Origin of the sequence: Pseudomonas sp. SORGH_AS_0211 (genome assembly GCF_031453455.1) — a bacterium.
Lineage (GTDB): Bacteria > Pseudomonadota > Gammaproteobacteria > Pseudomonadales > Pseudomonadaceae > Chryseomonas > Chryseomonas aestiva.
The window spans coordinates 1,369,941-1,389,227 of sequence record NZ_JAVIZV010000001.1; the positions used below are offsets into that span (position 1 = coordinate 1,369,941).

Annotated in this window: 18 protein-coding genes and 2 pseudogenes; 10 read left to right on the forward strand and 10 right to left on the reverse strand. The window is 67.4% G+C overall.

Features of this window, described 5'->3' with window-relative positions; all coding sequences use genetic code 11:
* Positions 1–140: 140 nt before the first annotated feature.
* Together QE393_RS22470 and QE393_RS22475 are read left to right on the forward strand one after the other, a co-directional pair.
* Positions 141–911 (forward strand): annotated as a pseudogene (locus QE393_RS22470) (PAS domain-containing protein); the annotation flags it as partial.
* A gap of 105 nt (positions 912–1,016) precedes the next feature.
* Positions 1,017–1,454: pseudogene (locus QE393_RS22475) on the forward strand (methyl-accepting chemotaxis protein); the annotation flags it as partial.
* On the opposite strand, the gene QE393_RS06400 reads toward QE393_RS22475, so the two are convergent.
* Together QE393_RS06400 and QE393_RS06405 are read right to left on the reverse strand one after the other, a co-directional pair.
* Positions 1,451–2,062 (reverse strand): histidine phosphatase family protein, encoded by a 612-nt coding sequence (locus QE393_RS06400; RefSeq protein WP_273809604.1) that lies wholly within the window; start codon positions 2,060–2,062, stop codon positions 1,451–1,453. The pseudogene QE393_RS22475 and the gene QE393_RS06400 sit on opposite strands and share 4 nt — an antisense overlap.
* A 5-nt stretch (positions 2,063–2,067) precedes the next feature.
* Complete coding sequence (locus QE393_RS06405; RefSeq protein WP_273809605.1) at positions 2,068–3,240, reverse strand: GAF domain-containing protein; 1,173 nt, start codon at positions 3,238–3,240, stop codon at positions 2,068–2,070.
* A gap of 595 nt (positions 3,241–3,835) precedes the next feature.
* Here QE393_RS06405 and tyrS point away from each other — a divergent pair.
* The 6 genes from tyrS (at position 3,836) to QE393_RS06435 (ending at position 9,072) form a co-directional block, all read left to right on the forward strand.
* Positions 3,836–5,080 (forward strand): tyrosine--tRNA ligase, encoded by a 1,245-nt coding sequence (tyrS, locus tag QE393_RS06410; protein WP_273809607.1) that lies wholly within the window; start codon positions 3,836–3,838, stop codon positions 5,078–5,080.
* A gap of 10 nt (positions 5,081–5,090) precedes the next feature.
* Positions 5,091–5,768 carry an SDR family oxidoreductase gene (locus QE393_RS06415; RefSeq protein ID WP_273809609.1) on the forward strand — a complete coding sequence of 226 codons (678 nt, stop codon included), beginning with the start codon at positions 5,091–5,093 and terminating at the stop codon, positions 5,766–5,768.
* 98 nt (positions 5,769–5,866) lie between these two features.
* Positions 5,867–6,634, forward strand: coding sequence for an SDR family NAD(P)-dependent oxidoreductase (locus QE393_RS06420; RefSeq protein ID WP_273809610.1), 768 nt, complete (start codon positions 5,867–5,869; stop codon positions 6,632–6,634).
* Positions 6,635–6,644: 10 nt separating this feature from the next.
* On the forward strand, positions 6,645–7,829 hold the full coding sequence (locus QE393_RS06425) for an acetyl-CoA C-acyltransferase (protein WP_310042630.1): 1,185 nt from the start codon (positions 6,645–6,647) through the stop codon (positions 7,827–7,829).
* Positions 7,830–7,843: 14 nt separating this feature from the next.
* The gene (locus QE393_RS06430; RefSeq protein WP_273809614.1) at positions 7,844–8,629 is read left to right on the forward strand and encodes an enoyl-CoA hydratase; all 786 of its coding nucleotides are present in this window, start codon (positions 7,844–7,846) and stop codon (positions 8,627–8,629) included.
* Between the two features lie 47 nt (positions 8,630–8,676).
* Complete coding sequence (locus QE393_RS06435) at positions 8,677–9,072, forward strand: ester cyclase (protein ID WP_273809615.1); 396 nt, start codon at positions 8,677–8,679, stop codon at positions 9,070–9,072.
* Here QE393_RS06435 and QE393_RS06440 read toward each other — a convergent pair.
* From QE393_RS06440 to QE393_RS06460, 5 genes are read right to left on the reverse strand one after another with little or no spacing between them, the layout of a single operon-like run.
* A complete protein-coding gene (locus QE393_RS06440; protein WP_273809616.1) occupies positions 9,069–10,088 on the reverse strand; it encodes an AraC family transcriptional regulator in 1,020 nt (339 codons plus the stop codon). The genes QE393_RS06435 and QE393_RS06440 overlap by 4 nt on opposite strands.
* On the reverse strand, positions 10,085–11,467 hold the full coding sequence (gene lpdA / locus QE393_RS06445; protein ID WP_273809619.1) for a dihydrolipoyl dehydrogenase: 1,383 nt from the start codon (positions 11,465–11,467) through the stop codon (positions 10,085–10,087). The genes QE393_RS06440 and lpdA overlap by 4 nt, the downstream gene beginning before the upstream one ends.
* A 2-nt stretch (positions 11,468–11,469) precedes the next feature.
* The gene (locus tag QE393_RS06450; protein ID WP_273809621.1) at positions 11,470–12,780 is read right to left on the reverse strand and encodes a dihydrolipoamide acetyltransferase family protein; all 1,311 of its coding nucleotides are present in this window, start codon (positions 12,778–12,780) and stop codon (positions 11,470–11,472) included.
* Position 12,781: 1 nt separating this feature from the next.
* Positions 12,782–13,840: an alpha-ketoacid dehydrogenase subunit beta gene (locus QE393_RS06455; protein ID WP_187979061.1), complete on the reverse strand. Its 1,059-nt coding sequence runs from the start codon at positions 13,838–13,840 to the stop codon at positions 12,782–12,784.
* 4 nt (positions 13,841–13,844) lie between these two features.
* Positions 13,845–15,077, reverse strand: coding sequence for a 3-methyl-2-oxobutanoate dehydrogenase (2-methylpropanoyl-transferring) subunit alpha (locus QE393_RS06460; protein ID WP_273809623.1), 1,233 nt, complete (start codon positions 15,075–15,077; stop codon positions 13,845–13,847).
* Positions 15,078–15,300: 223 nt separating this feature from the next.
* On the opposite strand from QE393_RS06460, the gene QE393_RS06465 reads away from it, so the two are divergent.
* Entirely contained in the window at positions 15,301–15,762 is a 462-nt protein-coding gene (locus QE393_RS06465) for an Lrp/AsnC family transcriptional regulator (protein WP_310042633.1), read from the forward strand.
* A 14-nt stretch (positions 15,763–15,776) separates the two neighbouring features.
* Here the strand turns inward: QE393_RS06465 and QE393_RS06470 are convergent, their stop codons facing one another.
* Both QE393_RS06470 and QE393_RS06475 read right to left on the reverse strand, forming a co-directional pair.
* Entirely contained in the window at positions 15,777–15,989 is a 213-nt protein-coding gene (locus tag QE393_RS06470; protein ID WP_273809625.1) for a hypothetical protein, read from the reverse strand.
* 65 nt (positions 15,990–16,054) lie between these two features.
* On the reverse strand, positions 16,055–16,462 hold the full coding sequence (locus QE393_RS06475) for a response regulator (RefSeq protein WP_133859315.1): 408 nt from the start codon (positions 16,460–16,462) through the stop codon (positions 16,055–16,057).
* A gap of 398 nt (positions 16,463–16,860) precedes the next feature.
* On the opposite strand from QE393_RS06475, the gene QE393_RS06480 reads away from it, so the two are divergent.
* Positions 16,861–18,627 (forward strand): glycoside hydrolase family 5 protein, encoded by a 1,767-nt coding sequence (locus QE393_RS06480; protein WP_273809626.1) that lies wholly within the window; start codon positions 16,861–16,863, stop codon positions 18,625–18,627.
* Between the two features lie 64 nt (positions 18,628–18,691).
* Here QE393_RS06480 and QE393_RS06485 read toward each other — a convergent pair whose 3' ends face one another.
* A complete protein-coding gene (locus QE393_RS06485; RefSeq protein WP_273809627.1) occupies positions 18,692–19,243 on the reverse strand; it encodes an ATP-dependent Clp protease proteolytic subunit in 552 nt (183 codons plus the stop codon).
* Positions 19,244–19,287 lie beyond the last annotated feature (44 nt).

Below are 19,287 nucleotides of genomic sequence, written 5' to 3' on the forward strand. Positions count from 1 at the left end.
TGTTTGCCGGAGGCCGCCAGGCGGGGCGCGCCGCCCGTGCTTCCCCTGCCGGAGCCGGGTGCAGGCGTTCATCAGCGCGTTGTCAAGAAATCCCGCGGCGCGTCGAACCAGAGGAAGACACAACTTTCCTGGGTGATCCCATGTTCAACTCCGCACTCAAACGCCGCATCGCCGATCTCGAAGCCGAACTGTCCGAACACCGCCAGGTCAGCGCGGCCTTCCATCAGGATTCGCTGCATCTGCTGCTGGACGCCCAGGGCCGGATCGAGGATTTCAACGAGAACTTCGCGCTCTGCCTGGGCTACGCGCCTGGCAGCCTAACCGGGCGGAATCTGGACGAGATCATTCCGGACTACGTGAAGAAGCTGGTGTGCTACGGCGATCTGAAGCGCAGCTTCAGCGAAGGTCACCAGGCCAGCGGCATCTATCGGTTGCTGCGCGGCACGGGCGGCGTTGCCTGGCTCTATGCGATCTGGACGCCCGTGCGCGACACCCAGGGCCAGGTCAAGCAGATCCGCTGCTATGCCTACGACCGGACCGAGCAGGTGGAAATCTCCACCGAGCATTCTGGCATCATCAATGCCCTGCTGCGTTCCACCGCGGTGATCGAATTCAACCTGTCCGGCGAGGTGCTCACCGCCAACGAGCGCTTCCTGCAGGGCATGGGCTATTCGCTGGCGCAGATCGTCGGCAAGCACCATCGGATGTTCTGCAGCCGCGAAGAGGCCGAATCGGCCGACTATCGCGCCTTCTGGGAACGGCTCAACCGGGGTGACTACGTGGCCAGTCGCTTCAAGCGCATCGACAGCCATGGCCGCACGGTCTGGCTGGAAGCCTCCTACAACCCGGTGCTCAACACCCGCGGCGAGCTGTACAAGGTCATCAAGTTCGCCACCGTCATCACCGAACAGGTGGAGCAGGAGCTGGCGGTGGCCGAAGCCGCGCGGGTCGCCTTCGACATTTCCCAGACCACCGACGAAAGCGCCCGCCAGGGTGCGGCGGTGGTGCAGGACACGGTGGCGGTGATGACGCGCATCGCCGACGAGATCCAGGTCGCTGCCAATGGCATCGAGGACCTCGGCAAGCAGTCGCTGGTGATCAGCGCCATCGTCAAGACCATCAGCGGTATCGCCGAGCAGACCAATCTGCTGGCGCTCAACGCCGCCATCGAAGCCGCCCGGGCGGGCGAGCAGGGCCGGGGTTTCGCCGTGGTGGCCGACGAGGTCCGGCAACTGGCCGGGCGCACCAGCAAGGCCACCGAAGAAATCGTCGGGGTGGTGCAGCAGAATCAGCAACTGGCACAGACCGCGGTCAGCAACATGGCCGCCAGTCGCCAGCAGGCGGAGCAGGGGCTGCACCTGGCGAGCAACGCCGGGGTGCGCATCACAGAGATCCAGGAGGGCGCCCGCCAGGTGGTGGGCGCGGTCAGCCAGTTCGCCCGGCGGCTGAGTTAGGACTGTTCGTCCCAGCCAGGAGCGCTGTACCACGCATAACCGGCCGCATCGAGTTCCAGCCAGCGACCCTGGTGGATGACCATCCGGGTCGCCACCTCCGGGCTGGCCAGACCGGTCGCCACCAGCAGGCTGCGGATCAGGGCGCCATGCGCCACCAGTAGCGTGGGGCCCTGGAGTTCTTCCAGCAGCGGGCGCACCCGCTCGGCGGCATCGGCATAGCTTTCGCCACCATGTACCCGAAAGGTATAGGGCTCGGCGACGCGTCGGGCGTGCTGCTCCGGATAGCGCTGGGCGATGGTCGGCATGTCCAGTCCCTCCCAGTCACCAAAGGCCTTTTCCGCCAGGCGCGCATCGCGGCCCAGGCTTCTAGGCGTGCCCGGCAGCTGCGCCAGGATCAGATCGAGCGTTGCGCTGGCGCGTCGCAGCGGACTGCTCAGGCAGGCGAAGCGAGAGACGTCGAGACGGTCGCGCAGGGCCAGGCCCACGGCTTCGGCCTGGGCACGGCCGCGCGCGTTGAGCGGTATGTCCTGGCGACCCTGGAGGCGACCGCTGGCGTTCCAGTCGGTTTCGCCGTGACGGATCACCAGCAAGGGAGAGGGGAAGGGCAAGGGCATCAATCCAGGGCAGTGGGCAGGGTAAGAAGGAATCTCAGGTGGCCGGCTTCCAGGCGCGCGACCAGGCTGCCGCCATGGCCGCGGGCGATTTCCTGGGCGAGATAGAGACCCAGGTCCAGGCGGGCGGGCTGCGCAAGGTCGGCCTTGCTCAGCGCCGGCTGGAACAGCTGGCCCAGAGTGCCAGGATCCACCACGGCGGTGCTGCTTTCCACTACAAGGCTATAGCAGCGTTCTTTGATCGCGCCGCGCAGCAACAGGCTGCCCCCAGGGGGATTGCGGGAGGCGACCTGCTGCAGCACGGCGTCCAGCGCCTGCAGCACGCGCGGCAGATCCAGGCGCAGGGCGGCCGGCAAGGCCGGTAATTCGCTGCTCAATGTCTGCCCAGGAAAGCGAGTCTGCAGCGTGGCGAACAAGCCCAGGAGCCGTTCATTGACGTTGTCCACCAGCGCCGGTTTCAGGGGCACGCCATGGCCCAGGCGCGCGCGCACGAAGTCGGCGGCCTCGGCGCTGCGTTCGGCGAGGCGACGCGCCTCGCTGTGCCAGTGCCAGATCTGCTGCGTATCCGCGGACGGATCCTGCGCAGCCAGCGCCCGTAGAGGACGCTGCAGATCCTCTTCCAACAGCACCAACAGCTGTTCGCGCAAGGGTTCCAGATCGTGGTCGCCGCGCGGGCCGGGGCTTTCCTCGCGACGTTGCTCTTCGCGGGCGAGCAGTTCGCCCAGCAGGCGGGCGAAGCCGTCCAGGGTAGCGATCACCGGGCGCTGCTCCAGCAGCGGTGCGGGCTGGGGATCAAAGGCGCACAGCGTGCCGAAAAAGGTGCCGTTGGGCCGAAACACCGGGACCGACAGGTAGCTTTTCCAGCCATAGAGGCCGGGCGCCGGGTGGTCACAGTAGGTGGGGTTCTGGGTCACGTCGCTGATGATCACGGCGTCGTGGGAGGAGCGTACGTGGTTGCAAAGGGTGGATTCGAGGTCCAGTTCGGCGCCGGGTTGCAGGCCGAAGGCGATGCGATCCTCCACCGCGCAGGCGATCCAGCGCTGCTCGGTGACCTCGGCGACGGTGGCGACCCCAAGGCCGCTGACATCACAGACGACGCGCAGGAGCGCCGCGACGGAATCCAGGGACGCCAGCAGCTCGATGCTTTCGACGGTGCTGGAGAGTTGGCTGGGCATGACGCTGTAGTTCTCTGACGGACACGGCCTGAACGCTAGGCCAAGAGACACCGGACGGCAACCACCAGCTACGCCTCGTTGAGATTGTTCCAGGCCGGGACTAGCCGATCAGGTCGGTCGCGTAGGCCAGCACCGTGAGGCAAAGCAGTAGCAGCAGCAGATTGGCCGGGGTGATGCTTTTCATCTGAGGGATCCTCTCACGCAAGGGGTTTTCCTTGTCCAGGTACACCTGGAAACGCCACGTTGGCGCGGGGGATCGCTAGGGGTGGAGCGGGTACGTTCATCTCTGCGTCTCGATACTGCTGGCAAAGGACAGGTGTCGGAACGCCACTGTCGCCGTTCGTTCAGCGCCTGCCAGGGGAGGTGCGACATCTGGTCGAAGCGGCAGTGCGAGCGGTTCGCAGTTGCCAACCGCAGAGCGAGCCGGTAGCGTGACGCCCCATGCGAACCTTCCTTTGCCCCATCAGCGCCTATTACTACTACCTGATCAATATCGGGTGGTAGGTACTGCGCTGCATGACCGAACCGCCTAGGGCGGCTCGGTCAAGGCAACTTCTTCCGGTCTCCCTGGCACCGTCCAGCCACAGGAGACCCCATGGACAGCACCCAGCAAGACCTGCTCGCCACCCTCGAAGCCCGCGGCTTCGTGCACCAGACCACCGATCGTGACGGCCTCGCCCGCGCCTTTGCCAGGGGACCGGTGACCGGCTATCTCGGCTTCGACGCCACCGCCGACAGCCTCCACGTCGGCCACCTGCAGGGCCTGATGCTGATGCGCTGGCTGCAGCGCGCCGGCCATCCCATCCTTCTGCTGATCGGTGGCGCCACCACTCGCATCGGTGATCCCAGCTTTCGCGACAGCAGCCGTCCGGTGCTCACCGACGGCCAGATCGCCCTGAACATGGCCGGCATCGCCAAGGCTTTTCACCGCTATCTCGAAGTGGGCGATGGCCACGGCCGCGCCCAGGTGGTGGACAACGCCGAGTGGCTCGACGGCCTGGGCTACCTAGATTTCCTTGGCGCGGTCGGCCGGCACTTTTCCATCAGCCGGCTGCTGACCTTCGATGCCATCAGGAGTCGTCTCGACCGCGAGCACTCGCTGTCCTTCGAGGAGTTCGGCTACACCCTGCTGCAGGCCTACGATTTCGTCGAGTTGTCGCGGCGCTATGGCTGCACCCTGCAGCTGGGCGGCGCCGACCAGTGGGCCAACATCATCAACGGCGTGGAGCTGTCGCGCCGGCAGGGCGGTCCCCAGCTCCATGGCCTGACCATGCCGCTGCTGGCCACCCGTGACGGCCGCAAGATGGGCAAGTCGGCCCAGGGCGCGGTCTGGCTCAACGAGGAGCGGCTGTCGGCCTTCGATTTCTGGCAGTTCTGGCGCAACTGCGACGATGCCGACGTCGAGCGTTTCCTGGCGTTGTTTACCGAATTGCCGCTGGACGAGGTGCGGCGGCTTGGCGCGCTCGGCGGTGCGGAAATCAACCTGGCGAAGAGCGTGCTGGCCAACGAGGCGACCCGGCTGGCCCATGGCGAGCGGGCGCAACGCGAGGCCGAGGCAGCCGCCGCCGAGGTGTTCGCCGATCGCGACGGCGCCGGGCAGTTGCCGGAGGTCGCCTTGAGCCGCAGGCAACTGGACGCGGGCGTCACCCTGGTCGAGTTGCTGGTCGAAGCGGGAGTGCAACCGTCGCGCAGTGCGGTGCGTCGCCTGGCGGAAGGCGGCGGCCTGCGCCTGGACGAGCAGCCGGTGGCCGATCCGGACCGCCGTCTGGTGCTGAGCGACGTGGGTCGGCGGGTGAGTCTGGGCAAGAAACGGCATCTGCGCATCACGTTGATGGACTGAGGAGAAGGCTATGAATGTCTGGGTGATAGGTGCCTCGCGGGGCATAGGTTTGGGGCTGGTGGAGCGCTATCTGACGCAGGGTGCTCGGGTGTTGGCGGTGGTGCGAACGCCGAACGCCACCTTGGATGCCATGGCCGCGACCGCCAAGGGACGCCTGCAGGTAGTGACCGGTGATCTATGCGATCCCGACCTCGGCACCCGACTGTTGGAAGAGTCGCGTTCTGGCTCGCTGGAGCGGCTGATCGTCAATGCCGGCATCATGGGGCCGGTGGAGGAGGACGGGCAGCGGGCAAGCGTCGCGGAGCTGGGCGAGTTGTTCCTGACCAATGCCGTGGCGCCCCTGCGGTTGCTGGAGGCCCTGGCACCGCGGCTGGCCGCGGCCGGGGTGGCAGCCTGCTTGAGCTCGCAGATGGGCAGCGTCAGCCTGGCGCGGGCCGCCGAGATGCCGCTCTATGGTGCCAGCAAGGCAGCGCTCAACAGCCTGCTGCAGAGCTGGGTCGCCGGGCAGCAGCCGGCGTTCGCCGTACTGGCGCTGCATCCGGGCTGGGTGCGCACCGAACTGGGCGGGTCCAGCGCGCCGGTCGAGGTGGCCGATAGCGTCGCCGGTCTGGTGGCGACGATCGAGGCGCGGGCCGGCCAGCGCGGCTGCGCCTTTCTCGACTACCAGGGGCAAGCCCTGCCCTGGTGAGCGAGGGGCCGGATCGCTCGGTACGGCTGAGCGCTCCGGCCCTTGTCCGACCCCGGCCGAGGATCGAAGATGAATCCATCATCCTGGGGAGTGCCACCATGCGCATCGACGAGCAAACCTTTCTGGTAACCGGCGCCGGGTCCGGCCTGGGCGCCGCCACTGCCAAGGGACTGATCGCGGCAGGCGCCCGGGTGGCACTGCTGGATCTCCAGGCCGAGGCCGTGCAGGCCCAGGCCGAACGGCTCGGCGACCAGGCTCTGGCGCTGGCCGTGGACGTGACCGATGCCGAGGCTCTGAGCGCCGCCATGGATACCCTGATGGCCCGCTGGGGCAGTCTGCAGGGGGCGATCAACTGCGCCGGCATCGTGGGCGGTGCACGCATCCTCGGGCGCAATGGTCCCCACGATCTCGCCGCCTTCGCGCGCATCATCAACGTCAACCTGGTGGGCAGCTTCAATGTCCTGCGCCTGGCCGCCGCGGCCATGGCCCAGGGCGAGGCCAATGCCGACGGTGAGCGCGGCGTGATCGTCAACACCGCCTCCATCGCTGCCTTCGATGGCCAGATCGGCCAGGCCGCCTATGCCGCTTCCAAGGGCGGCGTCGCCGCGCTCACCCTGCCGGCGGCGCGCGAACTGGCCGGACAGGGCATCCGGGTCATGACCATAGCGCCCGGCGTCTTCGAGACGCCCATGATGGCCGGCATGACCCCCGAGGTGCGCGACGCCCTGGCCGCCAACGTGCCCTTTCCCCCGCGCCTCGGCCGCGGCGAGGAATTCGCCGCCCTGGTCTGCCACATCATCGAGAACCCCATGCTCAACGGCGAGGTGATCCGCCTCGACGGCGCCCTGCGCATGGCCCCGCGCTAGGAGAATTGCCATGAACGATCCCATTGTCATCGTCGCCGCCGCCCGTACGCCCATGGGTGCCCTGGGTGGCGAACTGGCGGCGCTGTCGGCGCCGCAACTGGGCAGTGCCGTGGTCCGCGCCGTACTGGCGCGGGCAGGCTGGGCGCCGGAACGGGTCGACGAGGTGCTGCTGGGTTGCGTGCTGCCCGCCGGCCTTGGCCAGGCACCGGCACGCCAGGCAGCGCTGGGCGCCGGTCTGGCCCAGAGCACGTGCTGCACCACCCTGAACAAGATGTGCGGTTCGGGCATGCAGGCGGCCATCCTCGGCCATGACCTGCTGCGCGCCGGCAGTACCGAGGCGGTGGTGGCGGGCGGCATGGAAAGCATGAGCCGTGCGCCCTATCTTTTGGAAAAGGCCCGCAGCGGCTACCGCCTCGGCCATGGCGCCCTGATCGACAGCATGTTTCTCGACGGCCTGGAGGACGCCTATGAGCCCGGGCGCCTGATGGGCACCTTCGCCGAGGATTGCGCCGCGCGCCTGGGCATCGGCCGCGAACGCCAGGATGCCTATGCCCAGCAGTCTCTCGCCCGAGCGCGTCAGGCCCAGGCCAGCGGCGCCTTCGCCAGCGAGATCGTCGCGGTGGAGGTGGCGGGGCGCAAGGAAATCCTGAGCATCGACACCGATGAGCAACCTCGCCGCGCCGATCCGGCACGCATTCCGACCCTCAAGCCGGCCTTTCGCGAAGGCGGTACCGTCACCGCGGCCAACGCCAGTTCCATCTCGGATGGCGCCGCGGCGCTGCTGCTGATGCGGGCCAGCACGGCCGCGCGCGAAGGGCTGAGGCCGCTGGCGACGATCCGTGGCCATGCCGCCCATGCCGGCGCGCCGGGCGACTTTCCCACCGCGCCCATCGGCGCCATCCGCACCTTGCTCGAGCGCATCGACTGGCAGCTGAGCGACGTCGACCTGTTCGAGATCAACGAAGCCTTCGCCGTGGTGGCCCTGGCCGCCCAGGATATCCTGGGGCTGGACCCGGAACGCCTGAACGTGCACGGTGGCGCCTGTGCCCTGGGCCACCCCATCGGCGCTTCCGGTGCGCGCATCCTGGTCACGCTGATCCAGGCGCTGCGCCAGCGCGGACTGCGCCGGGGCGTGGCCGCCATCTGCATCGGCGGCGGCGAGGCCACGGCCATGGCGCTGGAACTCAACGACTAGACAAGGACAAGACCATGAGCGAACCCTCTGCCGAATCGACCCTGCTGCTGGAGATCGAGGCGCGCGTCGCCCTCATCACCCTCAATCGCCCCAAGGCGCTCAACGCCCTCAATGCCCAGATGCTGCATGAGCTGGATGCCCTGCTGGCGCGCCTGGACGCCGATCCCGAGGTCGGTTGCGTGGTGCTCACCGGCTCGGCCAAGGCCTTCGCCGCGGGCGCCGACATCAAGGAAATGGCCGGTCAGGGCTATCCGCAGATCTACCTGGACGACTACTTCCGCGTCGCCGACCGCATCGCCGAGCGCCGCAAGCCGCTGATCGCCGCCGTCGCCGGCTATGCCCTGGGCGGTGGTTGCGAACTGGCGCTGCTGTGCGACTTCATCTATGCCGCCGACACCGCGCGCTTCGGCCTGCCGGAGATCACCCTGGGCGTCATTCCCGGCATCGGCGGTACCCAGCGCCTGACCCGCGCCCTGGGCAAGGCCAAGGCCATGGAACTGTGCCTGACCGGGCGGCAGCTGCCCGCCGCCGAAGCCGAACGTGCCGGGCTGGTCGCCCAGGTGTTTCCTGCCGACGAACTGCTGGAGCGTACCCTGGAGGCCGCGCGCGGCATCGCCAGTCGTTCGCTGCCGGCGACCCTGCTGCTCAAGGAAAGCGTCAACCGCGCCTTCGAGACCAGCCTGGCCGAGGGCATCCGCTTCGAGCGTCGGGTCTTCCATTCGCTGTTCGCCAGCGCCGACCAGAAGGAAGGCATGGCGGCCTTCGTCGAGAAGCGGCCGGCGAAGTTCGAGCATCGCTAGCCTTAGGTTCCAGGCTAGCCACGTCCACTCTCAGGGAGCAGCGGATCTTGTCAGTTGAAGAACTACGCGAGCGCTACCAGGCCTATCTCGACTGCCTCAATCGCCAGGCATGGGCGGAGCTGGGCCGTTATGTCGACGAGGCCGTCGAGCATAACGGCCGGCCGCTGGGCTTGGCGGGCTACCAGGCCATGCTGGAAGGCGATCATGCCGCCATTCCCGATCTGCACTTCGCCGCGCGGCTGCTGGTGGTCGAAGCGCCCTGGCCGGCCGCGCAGCTGGATTTCGACTGCACGCCGCGCGGCGAGCTGTTCGGGCTGGCGGTGAACGGACGCCGGGTACGCTTCAGCGAGCACGTCTTCTATCGTTTCGAAAACGGACGCATCCGCGAGGTGCGCTCGGTGATCGATACCGCCGCCATCGCCGCCCAGCTCGCCGACGGCTAACCTGCCCGGGTCTGGCGTTGGCGATAGCCGAGGGGACTGAGGCCCGTCCACTTGCGAAAGGCGCGCTGGAAGGAACGGGGGTCGGCGAAACCCAGGCGCAGGGCCAGTTCGTCCAGGGGCAAGGCGCCCTGGTCCAGCTGGCGACAGGCCAGGCGGCACCGGCGTTCGTCCTTGAGGCCCTGGTAGGTCTGGCCGCTCGCGGCCAACTGGCGCCTCAGGGTGGCGGGCGCAAGGCCCAGGGCCTCGGCCAGGCTGACGGCGTCCGGCCAGTCCTCTGGGGCGCAAGTACGCAACAGGGTGCGGATGCGGGCGATCAGGCTGGCGTCGTCGCGATAATGCACCAGCAGATTGCCCGGTGCGGCGGCGATGAAGCGGCGCGCGTCCGCGGCAGTACGGCGGATAGGCAGGCCCAGCACGGCAGCGTTTAGCACCAGGCAGTCTTCGCCGCGGGCGAAGCTCAGTCTCGAGCCGAAGCGCTGCCGATAGTCGGCCAGCAGTTCCGCTGGCGGCTCCTCGGCAATCTGGCGGATTTCCTCCAGCGGCAAGCGACGGCCCACCAGCCAGCACGCCAGGCCGTGCAGGATCAGCCAGAGGGTGAAGACGGCGAAGCTGCCCGGCAGACTGCCCGGGGCCAGCCGCAGGGTCACCTGCTCGCCATTGCGCTGCAGGCGCAGGTCGACGCCCAGGGTCAGCCGCAGGAAGTCGACGCTCTGCCGCAGGGCATCACCGAGGGTCGGTTGCAGGCGGGTGCTCTGACAGAGAAAGGCGAAGCTGCCCGCCGGCAGCGGGCGCGGACCGAGGGCGAAGAATTCATCATCGAAACGCTGCGCCAGGCGGTACCACAGCTGGCCGAACGACGGCGCCGAGAGGCGCTCGCGGCCAAGTAGCAGGTTGGATAGCTGGACGCCGTCGGCGGCGAGCAGGGTGTCCGGCGCCAGACCACTGCGCCGGCACAGCCCGGCCAGGGCCTCGTCGAGGATGCCCCGCGCCAGGCTGTCGCGCGGCAGGCCGGTCACAGATGCAGGGCCCGACCCAGGGCCCGCAGCGCTGCTTCCTGCACCACTTCGCCCAGGGTGGGATGGGGATGCAGGGTGGCGGCGACGTCTTCCAGCTGCATGCCCATTTCCAGACTGTGGGAAAAGGCCGTGGCCAGTTCCGCCACCTGCTGCCCGGTGGCCTGCCAGCCGAGGATGCGATGGTCGTCCGCGCGGGCCACCACCCGGACGAAGCCTTCCGGCGCCTCCAGGGTAAGGGCACGGCCATTGGCGGCGAAGGGGAAACTGGCGACCTTGGTCTCCAGCCCCTGGGCCCTGGCCTGCTCGGGGGTGAGGCCGACCACCACGATCTCCGGATCGGTGTAGCACACTGCTGGAATGGCCACCGGAGCGAAACGCCGGCGCTTGCCGGCGATCAGCTCGGCCACCACCTCGCCCTGGGCCATGGCACGGTGGGCCAGCAGGGGTTCGCCGGTGAGATCACCGATGGCCCAGACGTCGGTCATGCTGGTACGACAGCCGTCGTCGACGCGGATGTAGCGACCGTCGTAGTCCAGCGGCAGGCGTTCCAGGCCTTCGGTGCGGGGGCGGCGGCCGGCGGCGACCAGGATGCGCTGGGCCGGCAGCGTCTGCTCCTGGCCCTCGGCGTCGGTCATCCGCAGGCCGGCACCATCGGCGGCCAGCCCGGCGACGCGGCTATCAAGGTGCAGCTCGATGCCCAGCCGTTCCAGGCGCTGGCGCAGGGGAGCGGTCAGCTCGGCATCGTAGCCGGGCAGCAGGCGCGACTGGGCTTCCACCACCGCAACCCGGGCGCCCAGCTTGCGATAGGCGATGCCCAGTTCCAGGCCGATGTAGCCGGCACCCACCACCACCAGGTGCTCGGGAATGTCGCTGGGCGACAGCGCCTCGGTCGCCGATATTACTGGTCCCCCGAAGGGTAGGTTGGGCAGCTCGACCGAGGCTGAGCCCATGGCCAGCACCAGGTGCTCGGTGCGGATGCGCAGCCGCTCGCCGCCCGCGCGCTGCACCTCGACGGTCTTGCCGTCGAGGATCTCGGCCCAGCCCTCGATCACCGTCACACCCTGCTTCTTGAGCAGGGCGGCGACACCGGTAGTGAGGCGATCGACGATGCCGTTCTTCCAGGCCACGGCCTGGCCGAGGTCCAGCTCCGGGCGGCCATGGCGGATGCCCAGGCTGCCATGCTCGGCGCGACCGCAGGCGCGATGGTATTCCTCGGCGACATGGATCATCGCCTTGGAGGGAATGCAGCCGACGTTGAGGCAGGTACCGCCGAGGGCGGCGCCCTCCACCAGGGTGGTGGCGATGCCCAGCTGGGCGGCACGCAGGGCGGCGACATAACCGCCGGGGCCGCCGCCGATGATGAGGAGTCGGGTGTCCATGGCTACTCCAGGAAAAGGGTGGCGGGTTGTTCGAGCAGCTGGCGCACGGCCTGGATGAAGCTGGCGGCGTCCTGGCCATCGATCAGCCGGTGGTCGAAGGAGGCGGAGAGATTCATCAGCTTGCGCGGCACCACCAGGCCATTGCGGAAGGCCGGACGCTCGACGATGCGATTGACGCCGATGATGGCCACCTCGGGATGGTTGATGATGGGCGTGGAGGCGATGCCTCCCAGCGGACCGAGGCTGCTGATGGTCAGGGTCGAACCGGACAGCTCGTCGCGACCGGCCTTGCCGCCGCGTACCGCGGTGGCCAGCCGGGCTACCTCCTGGGCGCAGCCCCAGAGATCCAGGGTTTCGGCGTGGCGCACCACCGGCACCGCGAGACCCTGTTCGCCCTGGGTGGCGATGCCCAGGTGCACGGCGCCGTAGCGGGTCACGGTGCTGCTGTCTTCGTCGAAGCGCGCATTCATCTGCGGAAAGTCCCGCACCGCTACTACCAGGGCGCGAGCCAGGAAGGGCAGCAGGGTGAGATGGGCACGACGACCCTGCCAGCGCTGGTTGAGGGTGGCGCGCAAGGCTTCCAGCTCGGTGACATCCACCTCTTCCACATAGGTGAAGTGGGGGATATGCCGCTTGGCGGCCTGCATCTTCTCGGCGATCTTGCGTCTCAGGCCGATCAGCGGGATGCGCTCCTCGCCACCGCGTTTCGCCAGGCCACCGCCTGCGGTGGCCGGCGGCAGTCCGGCGTCGCGTTGCTGCACATAGGCTTCCAGATCGCCATGCAGGATGCGCCCGCCCTGACCGCTGCCAGTGACGAACCTCAACTCGATGCCCAGGTCCCAGGCGTGCTGGCGCACCGCCGGCGACGCCAGCGGCGCACTGCCGGGCGCCGGACGAGAGGCCGGTCGCTCGTCGTCGTGCGGGCGCTCCGGTTGCGTACGTCGCGGGGCTGGGGTCGTCTCGGGCTCGGGCGCTTCCACCTCGGGCGCTGGTGCTGGTGCTGGTGCTGGTGCCGGCGCCGGCGCGGCTTCCAACGGCGCGGGGCGACTGGCCTCGCGCAGGTTGCCGTCGCCGGCCACCTCCAGACGGACCAGCTCGGCGCCCACGGCCAGCACCTGGCCGGGCGCGCCGCCCAGGGCGACCACCCGGCCCACCACCGGGGAAGGGATCTCCACCATGGCCTTGTCGGTCATGACGTCGGCCAGGGTCTGGTCTTCCTCGACTTCATCCCCTACCGCCACGTACCACTTGACCAGTTCCACCTCGGCGATGCCTTCGCCGATGTCGGGCATCTTGATGACATGGGTACCCATCTCAGACCTCCATGACGCGCTTGAGCGCGGCGCCGACCCGGGACGGACCCGGGAAGTAGTCCCATTCCTGGGCGTGGGGATAGGGGGTATCCCAGCCGGTGACGCGCTCGATGGGCGCCTCCAGGCGATGGAAGCAGTGCTCCTGCATCAGGGACACCAGCTCGGCGCCATAGCCGCAGGTGCGGGTGGCCTCGTGGACCACCACGCAGCGGCCGGTCTTGTTCACCGAATCGGTGAGGGTCTGCAGATCCAGCGGCCAGAGGCTGCGGATGTCGATCACCTCGGCGTCGATGCCGGTCTCGGCGGCGGCCGCCAGGGCGACCCAGACGGTGGTGCCATAAGTCAGCACCGTGACCTGCTTGCCGGGACGGACCACGGCGGCCCGTTCCAGCTCCACGCGGTAATAGCCGTCCGGCACGGCGCTGGCCGGGTGGCCCGACCAGGGCGTTACCGGGCGGTCGTGGTGACCATCGAAGGGGCCATTGTAGAGGCGCTTGGGTTCGAGAAAGATCACCGGGTCGTCGCTCTCGATGGAGGCGATCAGCAGGCCCTTGGCGTCGTAGGGATTCGAAGGCATCACGGTGCGCAGGCCGCACACCTGGGTGAACATGGCCTCGGGACTCTGGCTGTGGGTCTGGCCGCCGTAGATGCCACCACCGCAGGGCATGCGGAACACCAGCGGCGAGGTGAACTGACCCACCGAGCGATAGCGCAGGCGCGCCGCCTCGGAGACGATCTGGTCGATGGCCGGATAGACGTAGTCGGCGAACTGGATCTCCGCCACCGGCCGCAGGCCATAGGCGCCCATGCCCACCGCGGCGCCGGCGATGCCGTTCTCCGAGATGGGCGCATCGAAGACCCGCGAGGCGCCGTACTTGGCCTGCAGGCCCTCGGTGCAGCGAAAGACCCCGCCGAAGTAGCCGACGTCCTCGCCGAATACCACCACGTTGTCGTCGCGTTCGAGCATCACGTCCATCGCCGAGCGGATGGCCTGGATCATGGTCAGGGTGCTGCGGCTGCCGGCCTGGGTCGGCAGGTCGGTTTCCTGTTGTACGGTCATGGCGTCACTTCCCGAGCTGTTGGCGTTGGCGGCGCAGGTGCGGCGGCAGGTGCTGGTAGACCTCCTCGAACATGTCGGCGGCGCTGGGGGCGAGCTCGCTTGCAAAGGTGCCGTGAGCTTCGGCGGCCTTCTGCGCGGTAGCCACCTCGGCTTCCAACTCGGCAGTCAGCGCCTGGTGCTGCTCGTCCGACCAGAGGCCGCGACCGATCAGGTGCGCCTTGAGCCGGTCGATGGGGTCGCCCAGGGGGAAATGCGTCCAGTCATCGGCGGGACGGTACTTGGACGGATCGTCCGAGGTGGAGTGGGGGCCGGCGCGGTAGGTCACCCATTCGATCAGGGTCGGCCCCAGGTTGCGCCGGGCGCGTTCGGCGGCCCAGCGCGAGGCGGCCAGCACGGCGAGGAAGTCGTTGCCATCCACCCGCAGCGCGGCGATGCCATAGCCGAGGCCACGGGTGGCCAGGGTGATGCCCTCGCCGCCGGCGATGGCCTGGAAGGTGGAGATGGCCCACTGGTTGTTGACGATGTTGAGGATCACCGGCGCCCGGTAGACGTGGGCGAAGGTGAGGGCGGCATGGAAGTCGCCTTCGGCGGTGGCACCGTCGCCGATCCAGCCGGCGGCGATGCGGGTATCGCCCTTGATCGCCGAGGCCATGGCCCAGCCCACCGCCTGGATGTACTGGGTGCCCAGGTTGCCGGAGATGGAGAAGAAGCCGAGGTCGCGGTAGGAGTACATCACCGGCAGCTGGCGGCCCTTGAGCGGATCCCGGGCATTGGACAGCAGCTGGCAGATCATCTCGTCCAGCGGCGCCTCGCGGGCGATGAGGATGCCCTGCTGGCGATAGGTGGGGAAATGCATGTCGTCCGGGCGCAGCGCCAGGGTCTGGCCGACGGCGATGGCTTCTTCGCCGAGACACTGCATATAGAAGGAGAGCTTTTTCTGCCGCTGGGCCTTGAGCATCCGCGCATCGAACAGCCGCGTCTTGAGCATGGCCCCAAGACCCTGCAGCAGCAGTTCGGGCGCTTCTTCGGTGGCCCAGGGGCCAACGGCGCGGCCCTCTTCGTCAAGGATGCGGATCAGCTGGGTGGCCAGTTCCCGGGTGTCCACTGGCGCCACGTCCACTGGCGGCCTTTCCGCACGGCCGGCGGGACAGAGTTGCAAGTAACTGAAGTCGGTGGGGCGTCCCGGTCGGCCGCTGGGCTCGGGGACGTGCAGGCGCAGGGGTGGGTAGTCGCTCATGGCCGCCCCTCCGGCTGGATGAGGGTGCGGGCGGGTCGCAGGACGGGTTGGCCGTCCGGATGCGATGCAGGGTGCCACATGATGGAGGCCTCGGCATTCTTGTTATTGGTCGCCTGAGTATAGGCCGGCTCCGCTAGCCGTTTTGCCGCAATTTCGGGGTGGGCAGCCCGGGCTTTTGGTGCTATTGAACTCAGTACAAGAACAACAGTAGAGGTTTTGCACCATGGCTGATCTGGATCGTATCGACCTGCGCATCCTCAATGCCCTGTCCGCCGATGGCCGCCTCAGCTGGCGCGATCTGGCGCAGAAGATCGGGCTGTCGCTGACTCCGACGCTACGGCGGGTCAAGCGACTGGAGGAGGAGCGCTACATCCAGGGGTATCACGCCCAGCTCGACGAAACCCGGCTGGCTGGCAGCGTCAGCGTCTTCGTCTCGGTGCGCCTGGAAAAGCAGTCCACCGATTACCTGCGGGCCTTCGAGCGGGAAATCGTCAAGGCGCCCCAGGTGATGAGCTGTTTCCAGATGACCGGCGATGCGGACTATGTGCTGCGGGTGGTGGTGCAGGATCTGGCGAGCTATCAGCATTTTCTCGCCGATACCCTGACCTGTATTCCCGGAGTGGCCAGCGTGACCTCGGCCTTTTCCCTCAAGGCGGTCCTGCTGCGACCGGCGCCTCCGCTCTGAAGAGCCAGCAGGGGCTAGCGAATGCCGAGGGCGCTGCGAACGTGTTGCGCCTGCGCGGTGCAATAGGCGTTGTCCCGCAGTCGCGCGGTATCCAGCATCAGCGTCAGACGGCGCTCGTCGGCAGCGCGGCGGAGCTGCACCGGCAGACCACCGTCTGGGGTCAGGGGACCGAACAGGCAATCGAAGTGGGGCAGCTGCGCAACGAACTGTTGGGTGAGGGCAAGCATTGTTGTTGTCCGAGGTATCGAGGTGGCGATGTGACACTATTCACATCGCCCGGGTTCCTCAACCTTCAGGCGCTGGGCGTAACCGAATAGGCGACGCCGTTCACTGCATCGATCAGCTGACCGATCGACCAGGGCTTGGGCAGGAAGCGCACCTGGCACTTGATGCTCGCGGTGGAGGGCGTTTCGTAGCCGGACATGACAATAATCGGCATGTCTGGCCAGCGCTTGCAGACCATGTTGGCCAGCTGCGCCCCGTCCATCGAACCCGGCATACGGATATCCGTGAGCAGCAGGTCGATATTGGCGTCTTCCTTTTCCAACAGCGTCAACGCGGTGTCGGCGGAGTCAGCGGCGATGATGTTGAAGCCTTCGGGTTCGAGGATCTCGCGGACGAAATCCGCGACCAGTGGCTCGTCGTCCACCACCAGGAGAGTGGGTCGGAAGACAGGGGTTCCCGGCTGTTCTGCGCGCATGACTGGACCTTATATACAAGACGTTGCTGAGCCTTGGATAGCCGCGACCCGGGAAAATTCCCCGGCCAGGACGTCAATGAATCTGGCGTCAGATTTCTGTCTCTAGCGCGTGATTATTTTGTCAGGCGCAGCTTTTCCAAGCTGCGACCCCATGCCGCGTACATTTGGTTACGTTTCCCGTAACGGCTCTGGGGCAGGGTTTTCAGCGTGCCATTGAGGTGGGTCGACTGCCATGCGAGGGAAAGGTTCCAGCCACCTGGCATATGACTTGTATTGGGTAAGGCAACTGCAGGACGCAGAGTGCTTTTCTTGTCACGTCCCAGTGGCCTTACCTAAACCCAGGCTTTGCTCGTACACAAAGGACATCGACGCCACGCCTCCCAAAGCAGTATCCGACCATGACGTCTATCCGCTCCTTCGCTACCGCTCTTCGTCGTCCGCTCGCTACCGCCGCCACCGTTCTCGCGCTGTCCGCTGGCGTCGCCCAGGCCGAGCCAGTCAGCCTGGTCGGTCTGAATCTGTCGGGTGCGGGCTTTGCGCCCCAGGTGCTGCCCGGCATCAACGGCACCAACTACATCTTCCCGGTGGAAGCCTACTTCCAGCAGTGGAGCGCCCGGGGCGTCAAGCTGATCCGTTTCCCCGTCATCTGGGAGCGCCTGCAGCCCCGTCTGGGCGGCCCGTTGGACAGCGCCTACGTGGCCCTGGTGAACCAGACCTTCGGCTATGCGCAGAAGCACGGCATCAAGATCATCCTCGACCTGCACAACTACGCCCGCTATCGCGGCCAGGTGATCGGCACCAGCGGCGTACCCTACGCCCGCTACCAGGAGATCATGACCCACATCGCGCGGCAGTGGAGCGGTCAGTCCTCGCTGTACGCCTACGACATCATGAACGAGCCCCACGATGCCATGGCCTACTGGCCGACCGCGGCCCAGTACGGCATCAATGGCGTGCGCGCGGTGGATAGCACCCGTCCGGTCATCGTCGAAGGCAACGGCTGGTCGAGCGCCACCCGCTGGGCCGAATTCAACGACGCCCTGCTGGGGTTGAAGGATCCGGCCAACAACATCATCTTTTCGGCGCATTCCTACTTCGACGAGAACGCCGGCGGCAGCTACGACAAGACCGACGTCAACAAGCTCGATGCCAACTATGGCGTGACTCGGGTGAAGCCCTTCGTCGACTGGCTGAAGAAGAACAACAAGCGCGGCTACATCGGTGAATTCGGCGTCCCGGACAACAATCCGCGCTGGAACCTGCTGATGGACAACATGCTGGCCTACCTCAAGCAGAACTGCATCCCGGCCTCCTACTGGGCCGCCGGTCCCGGCTGGGGCAGCTACTTCATGTCCGTGGAGCCGATCAACGGCCAGGAGCGGCCGCAGTGGCCGACCCTGCGCAAGTACCTGGACGACAGCAGCTGCAGCGCCATCGGTCCGGTCGCCAATGGCAGCACCACGCCGGCCACCGGCGGTAGCGCCGCCGGCAACAGCGGTTCGGCAGGCGGCAGCGCCGGCGCCGTGGGCAATTCCGGTAGCGGCAGCAACACCGGCAACGCAGGCAACACCGGTAGCAATGCCGGGGTCCAGATTCCGCCGAGCACCGGTGCGACCGCCGGTACCGTGACCTCGGTGATCAACGACTTCACCAACCCGGACTGGCACAAGGGGGTGCTCCTCAAGAAGGCCGCGATCTCGGTACCCGGTACCGCGGTGAATCGCGCCGCCTTCAAGGCCGGTGCCTATCTCACCACCGCGGATGGCCAGGTGCGGCGGATTTCCGGGGTGCAGGTCGGCAACAGCCTGGGCGTCTTCACCGAGGGCACGCCGTTCAACGGCAACACCGTGGGCTATCCCAGGACGGTGACCGTGTCGCCCACCGGCGTGACCAGCGCCGCCAGCGTCAGCAGTGCCATCAACGACTTCACCAATTCCGACTGGAATCGCGGTGTCTACCGTCGCGGCGCCGCCATCTCCATCCCGGCCACCGCGGCCAATCGCTCGGCCTTCAAGCTGGGTGGCTCGGTACGCCTCGTCAATGGGCAGATCCTCAAGATCAGCTATGTGCAGGAGGGCGCGAGCAACCTGGGGGTGTTCTTCGACGCCAGCCGCCTGGATGCCAGCGTCGGCTACCCCAACACCCTGGTGTCCTTCAGCCGCTGATCTCCAGCAGCGGGCAATAAAAAACCCGGTGGCCAAAGGTCACCGGGTTTTTTTATTGCCCGCTTCAAAGATGGATGAAGGTGGTGACCTCATCCGGCTGCACCCGGCATTCGTCCACGGCATGGATCACCCCGGTGGTCAGGGCCGCTTCCGGACTCAGCAGCCGGGCGTTGGCCTTGAGGCAGCTGTATATGTCCAGGGCTTCGGCGGCACCGGCCGTACGCTCGGCGACGATGCCGGCGTAGAGGTCCAGGTCGTAGTCCAGGCACATGGCGTATTCGGCCATGCGTGCATGGTCCACCGAGTTGTTCAGATTCCAGTAGAAGGAATGATAGAGGAACTTGCTGTGGCGACTGGCGGTGCGGTGTTCGCCGGCCAGGAACAGGATGTTGCCCATGGATTCGACGGTACCCAGGTTGTGGGTGTGCACTGGCAGCGGCAGGGACAGCAGGAAGTTGTACATCGTGAAGCCATAGCTGCAGTCGCCGCCCATGGTGGCGATCTTCAGCAGGATCCGCGAGGCATCCTGCTGGACCGCCTGGGAGCACTGGGCGATCAGATGGCCGCAACTGGTGGAATTGATGGGACCGGTGAAATGGATGACATGGGTGCTCATGGGGCCTACCGACGCGCCGGGGAGCCCGGCGGAGGGCGGGGCTC

What these genes read in the sequence shown, in the direction of transcription:
- QE393_RS06430 (WP_273809614.1), top strand. Translation starts at nt 7,844, where the DNA reads ATGAGCGAACCCTCTGCCGAATCGACCCTGCTGCTGGAGATCGAGGCG.
- QE393_RS06415 (WP_273809609.1), top strand. Translation starts at nt 5,091, where the DNA reads ATGAATGTCTGGGTGATAGGTGCCTCGCGGGGCATAGGTTTGGGGCTG.
- QE393_RS06470 (WP_273809625.1), bottom strand. Translation starts at nt 15,989, where the DNA reads ATGCTTGCCCTCACCCAACAGTTCGTTGCGCAGCTGCCCCACTTCGAT.
- QE393_RS06475 (WP_133859315.1), bottom strand. Translation starts at nt 16,462, where the DNA reads ATGCGCGCAGAACAGCCGGGAACCCCTGTCTTCCGACCCACTCTCCTG.
- QE393_RS06420 (WP_273809610.1), top strand. Translation starts at nt 5,867, where the DNA reads ATGCGCATCGACGAGCAAACCTTTCTGGTAACCGGCGCCGGGTCCGGC.
- QE393_RS06450 (WP_273809621.1), bottom strand. Translation starts at nt 12,780, where the DNA reads ATGGGTACCCATGTCATCAAGATGCCCGACATCGGCGAAGGCATCGCC.
- QE393_RS06455 (WP_187979061.1), bottom strand. Translation starts at nt 13,840, where the DNA reads ATGACCGTACAACAGGAAACCGACCTGCCGACCCAGGCCGGCAGCCGC.
- QE393_RS06465 (WP_310042633.1), top strand. Translation starts at nt 15,301, where the DNA reads ATGGCTGATCTGGATCGTATCGACCTGCGCATCCTCAATGCCCTGTCC.
- QE393_RS06480 (WP_273809626.1), top strand. Translation starts at nt 16,861, where the DNA reads ATGACGTCTATCCGCTCCTTCGCTACCGCTCTTCGTCGTCCGCTCGCT.
- QE393_RS06485 (WP_273809627.1), bottom strand. Translation starts at nt 19,243, where the DNA reads ATGAGCACCCATGTCATCCATTTCACCGGTCCCATCAATTCCACCAGT.
- QE393_RS06405 (WP_273809605.1), bottom strand. Translation starts at nt 3,240, where the DNA reads ATGCCCAGCCAACTCTCCAGCACCGTCGAAAGCATCGAGCTGCTGGCG.
- tyrS (WP_273809607.1), top strand. Translation starts at nt 3,836, where the DNA reads ATGGACAGCACCCAGCAAGACCTGCTCGCCACCCTCGAAGCCCGCGGC.
- QE393_RS06425 (WP_310042630.1), top strand. Translation starts at nt 6,645, where the DNA reads ATGAACGATCCCATTGTCATCGTCGCCGCCGCCCGTACGCCCATGGGT.
- QE393_RS06460 (WP_273809623.1), bottom strand. Translation starts at nt 15,077, where the DNA reads ATGAGCGACTACCCACCCCTGCGCCTGCACGTCCCCGAGCCCAGCGGC.
- lpdA (WP_273809619.1), bottom strand. Translation starts at nt 11,467, where the DNA reads ATGGACACCCGACTCCTCATCATCGGCGGCGGCCCCGGCGGTTATGTC.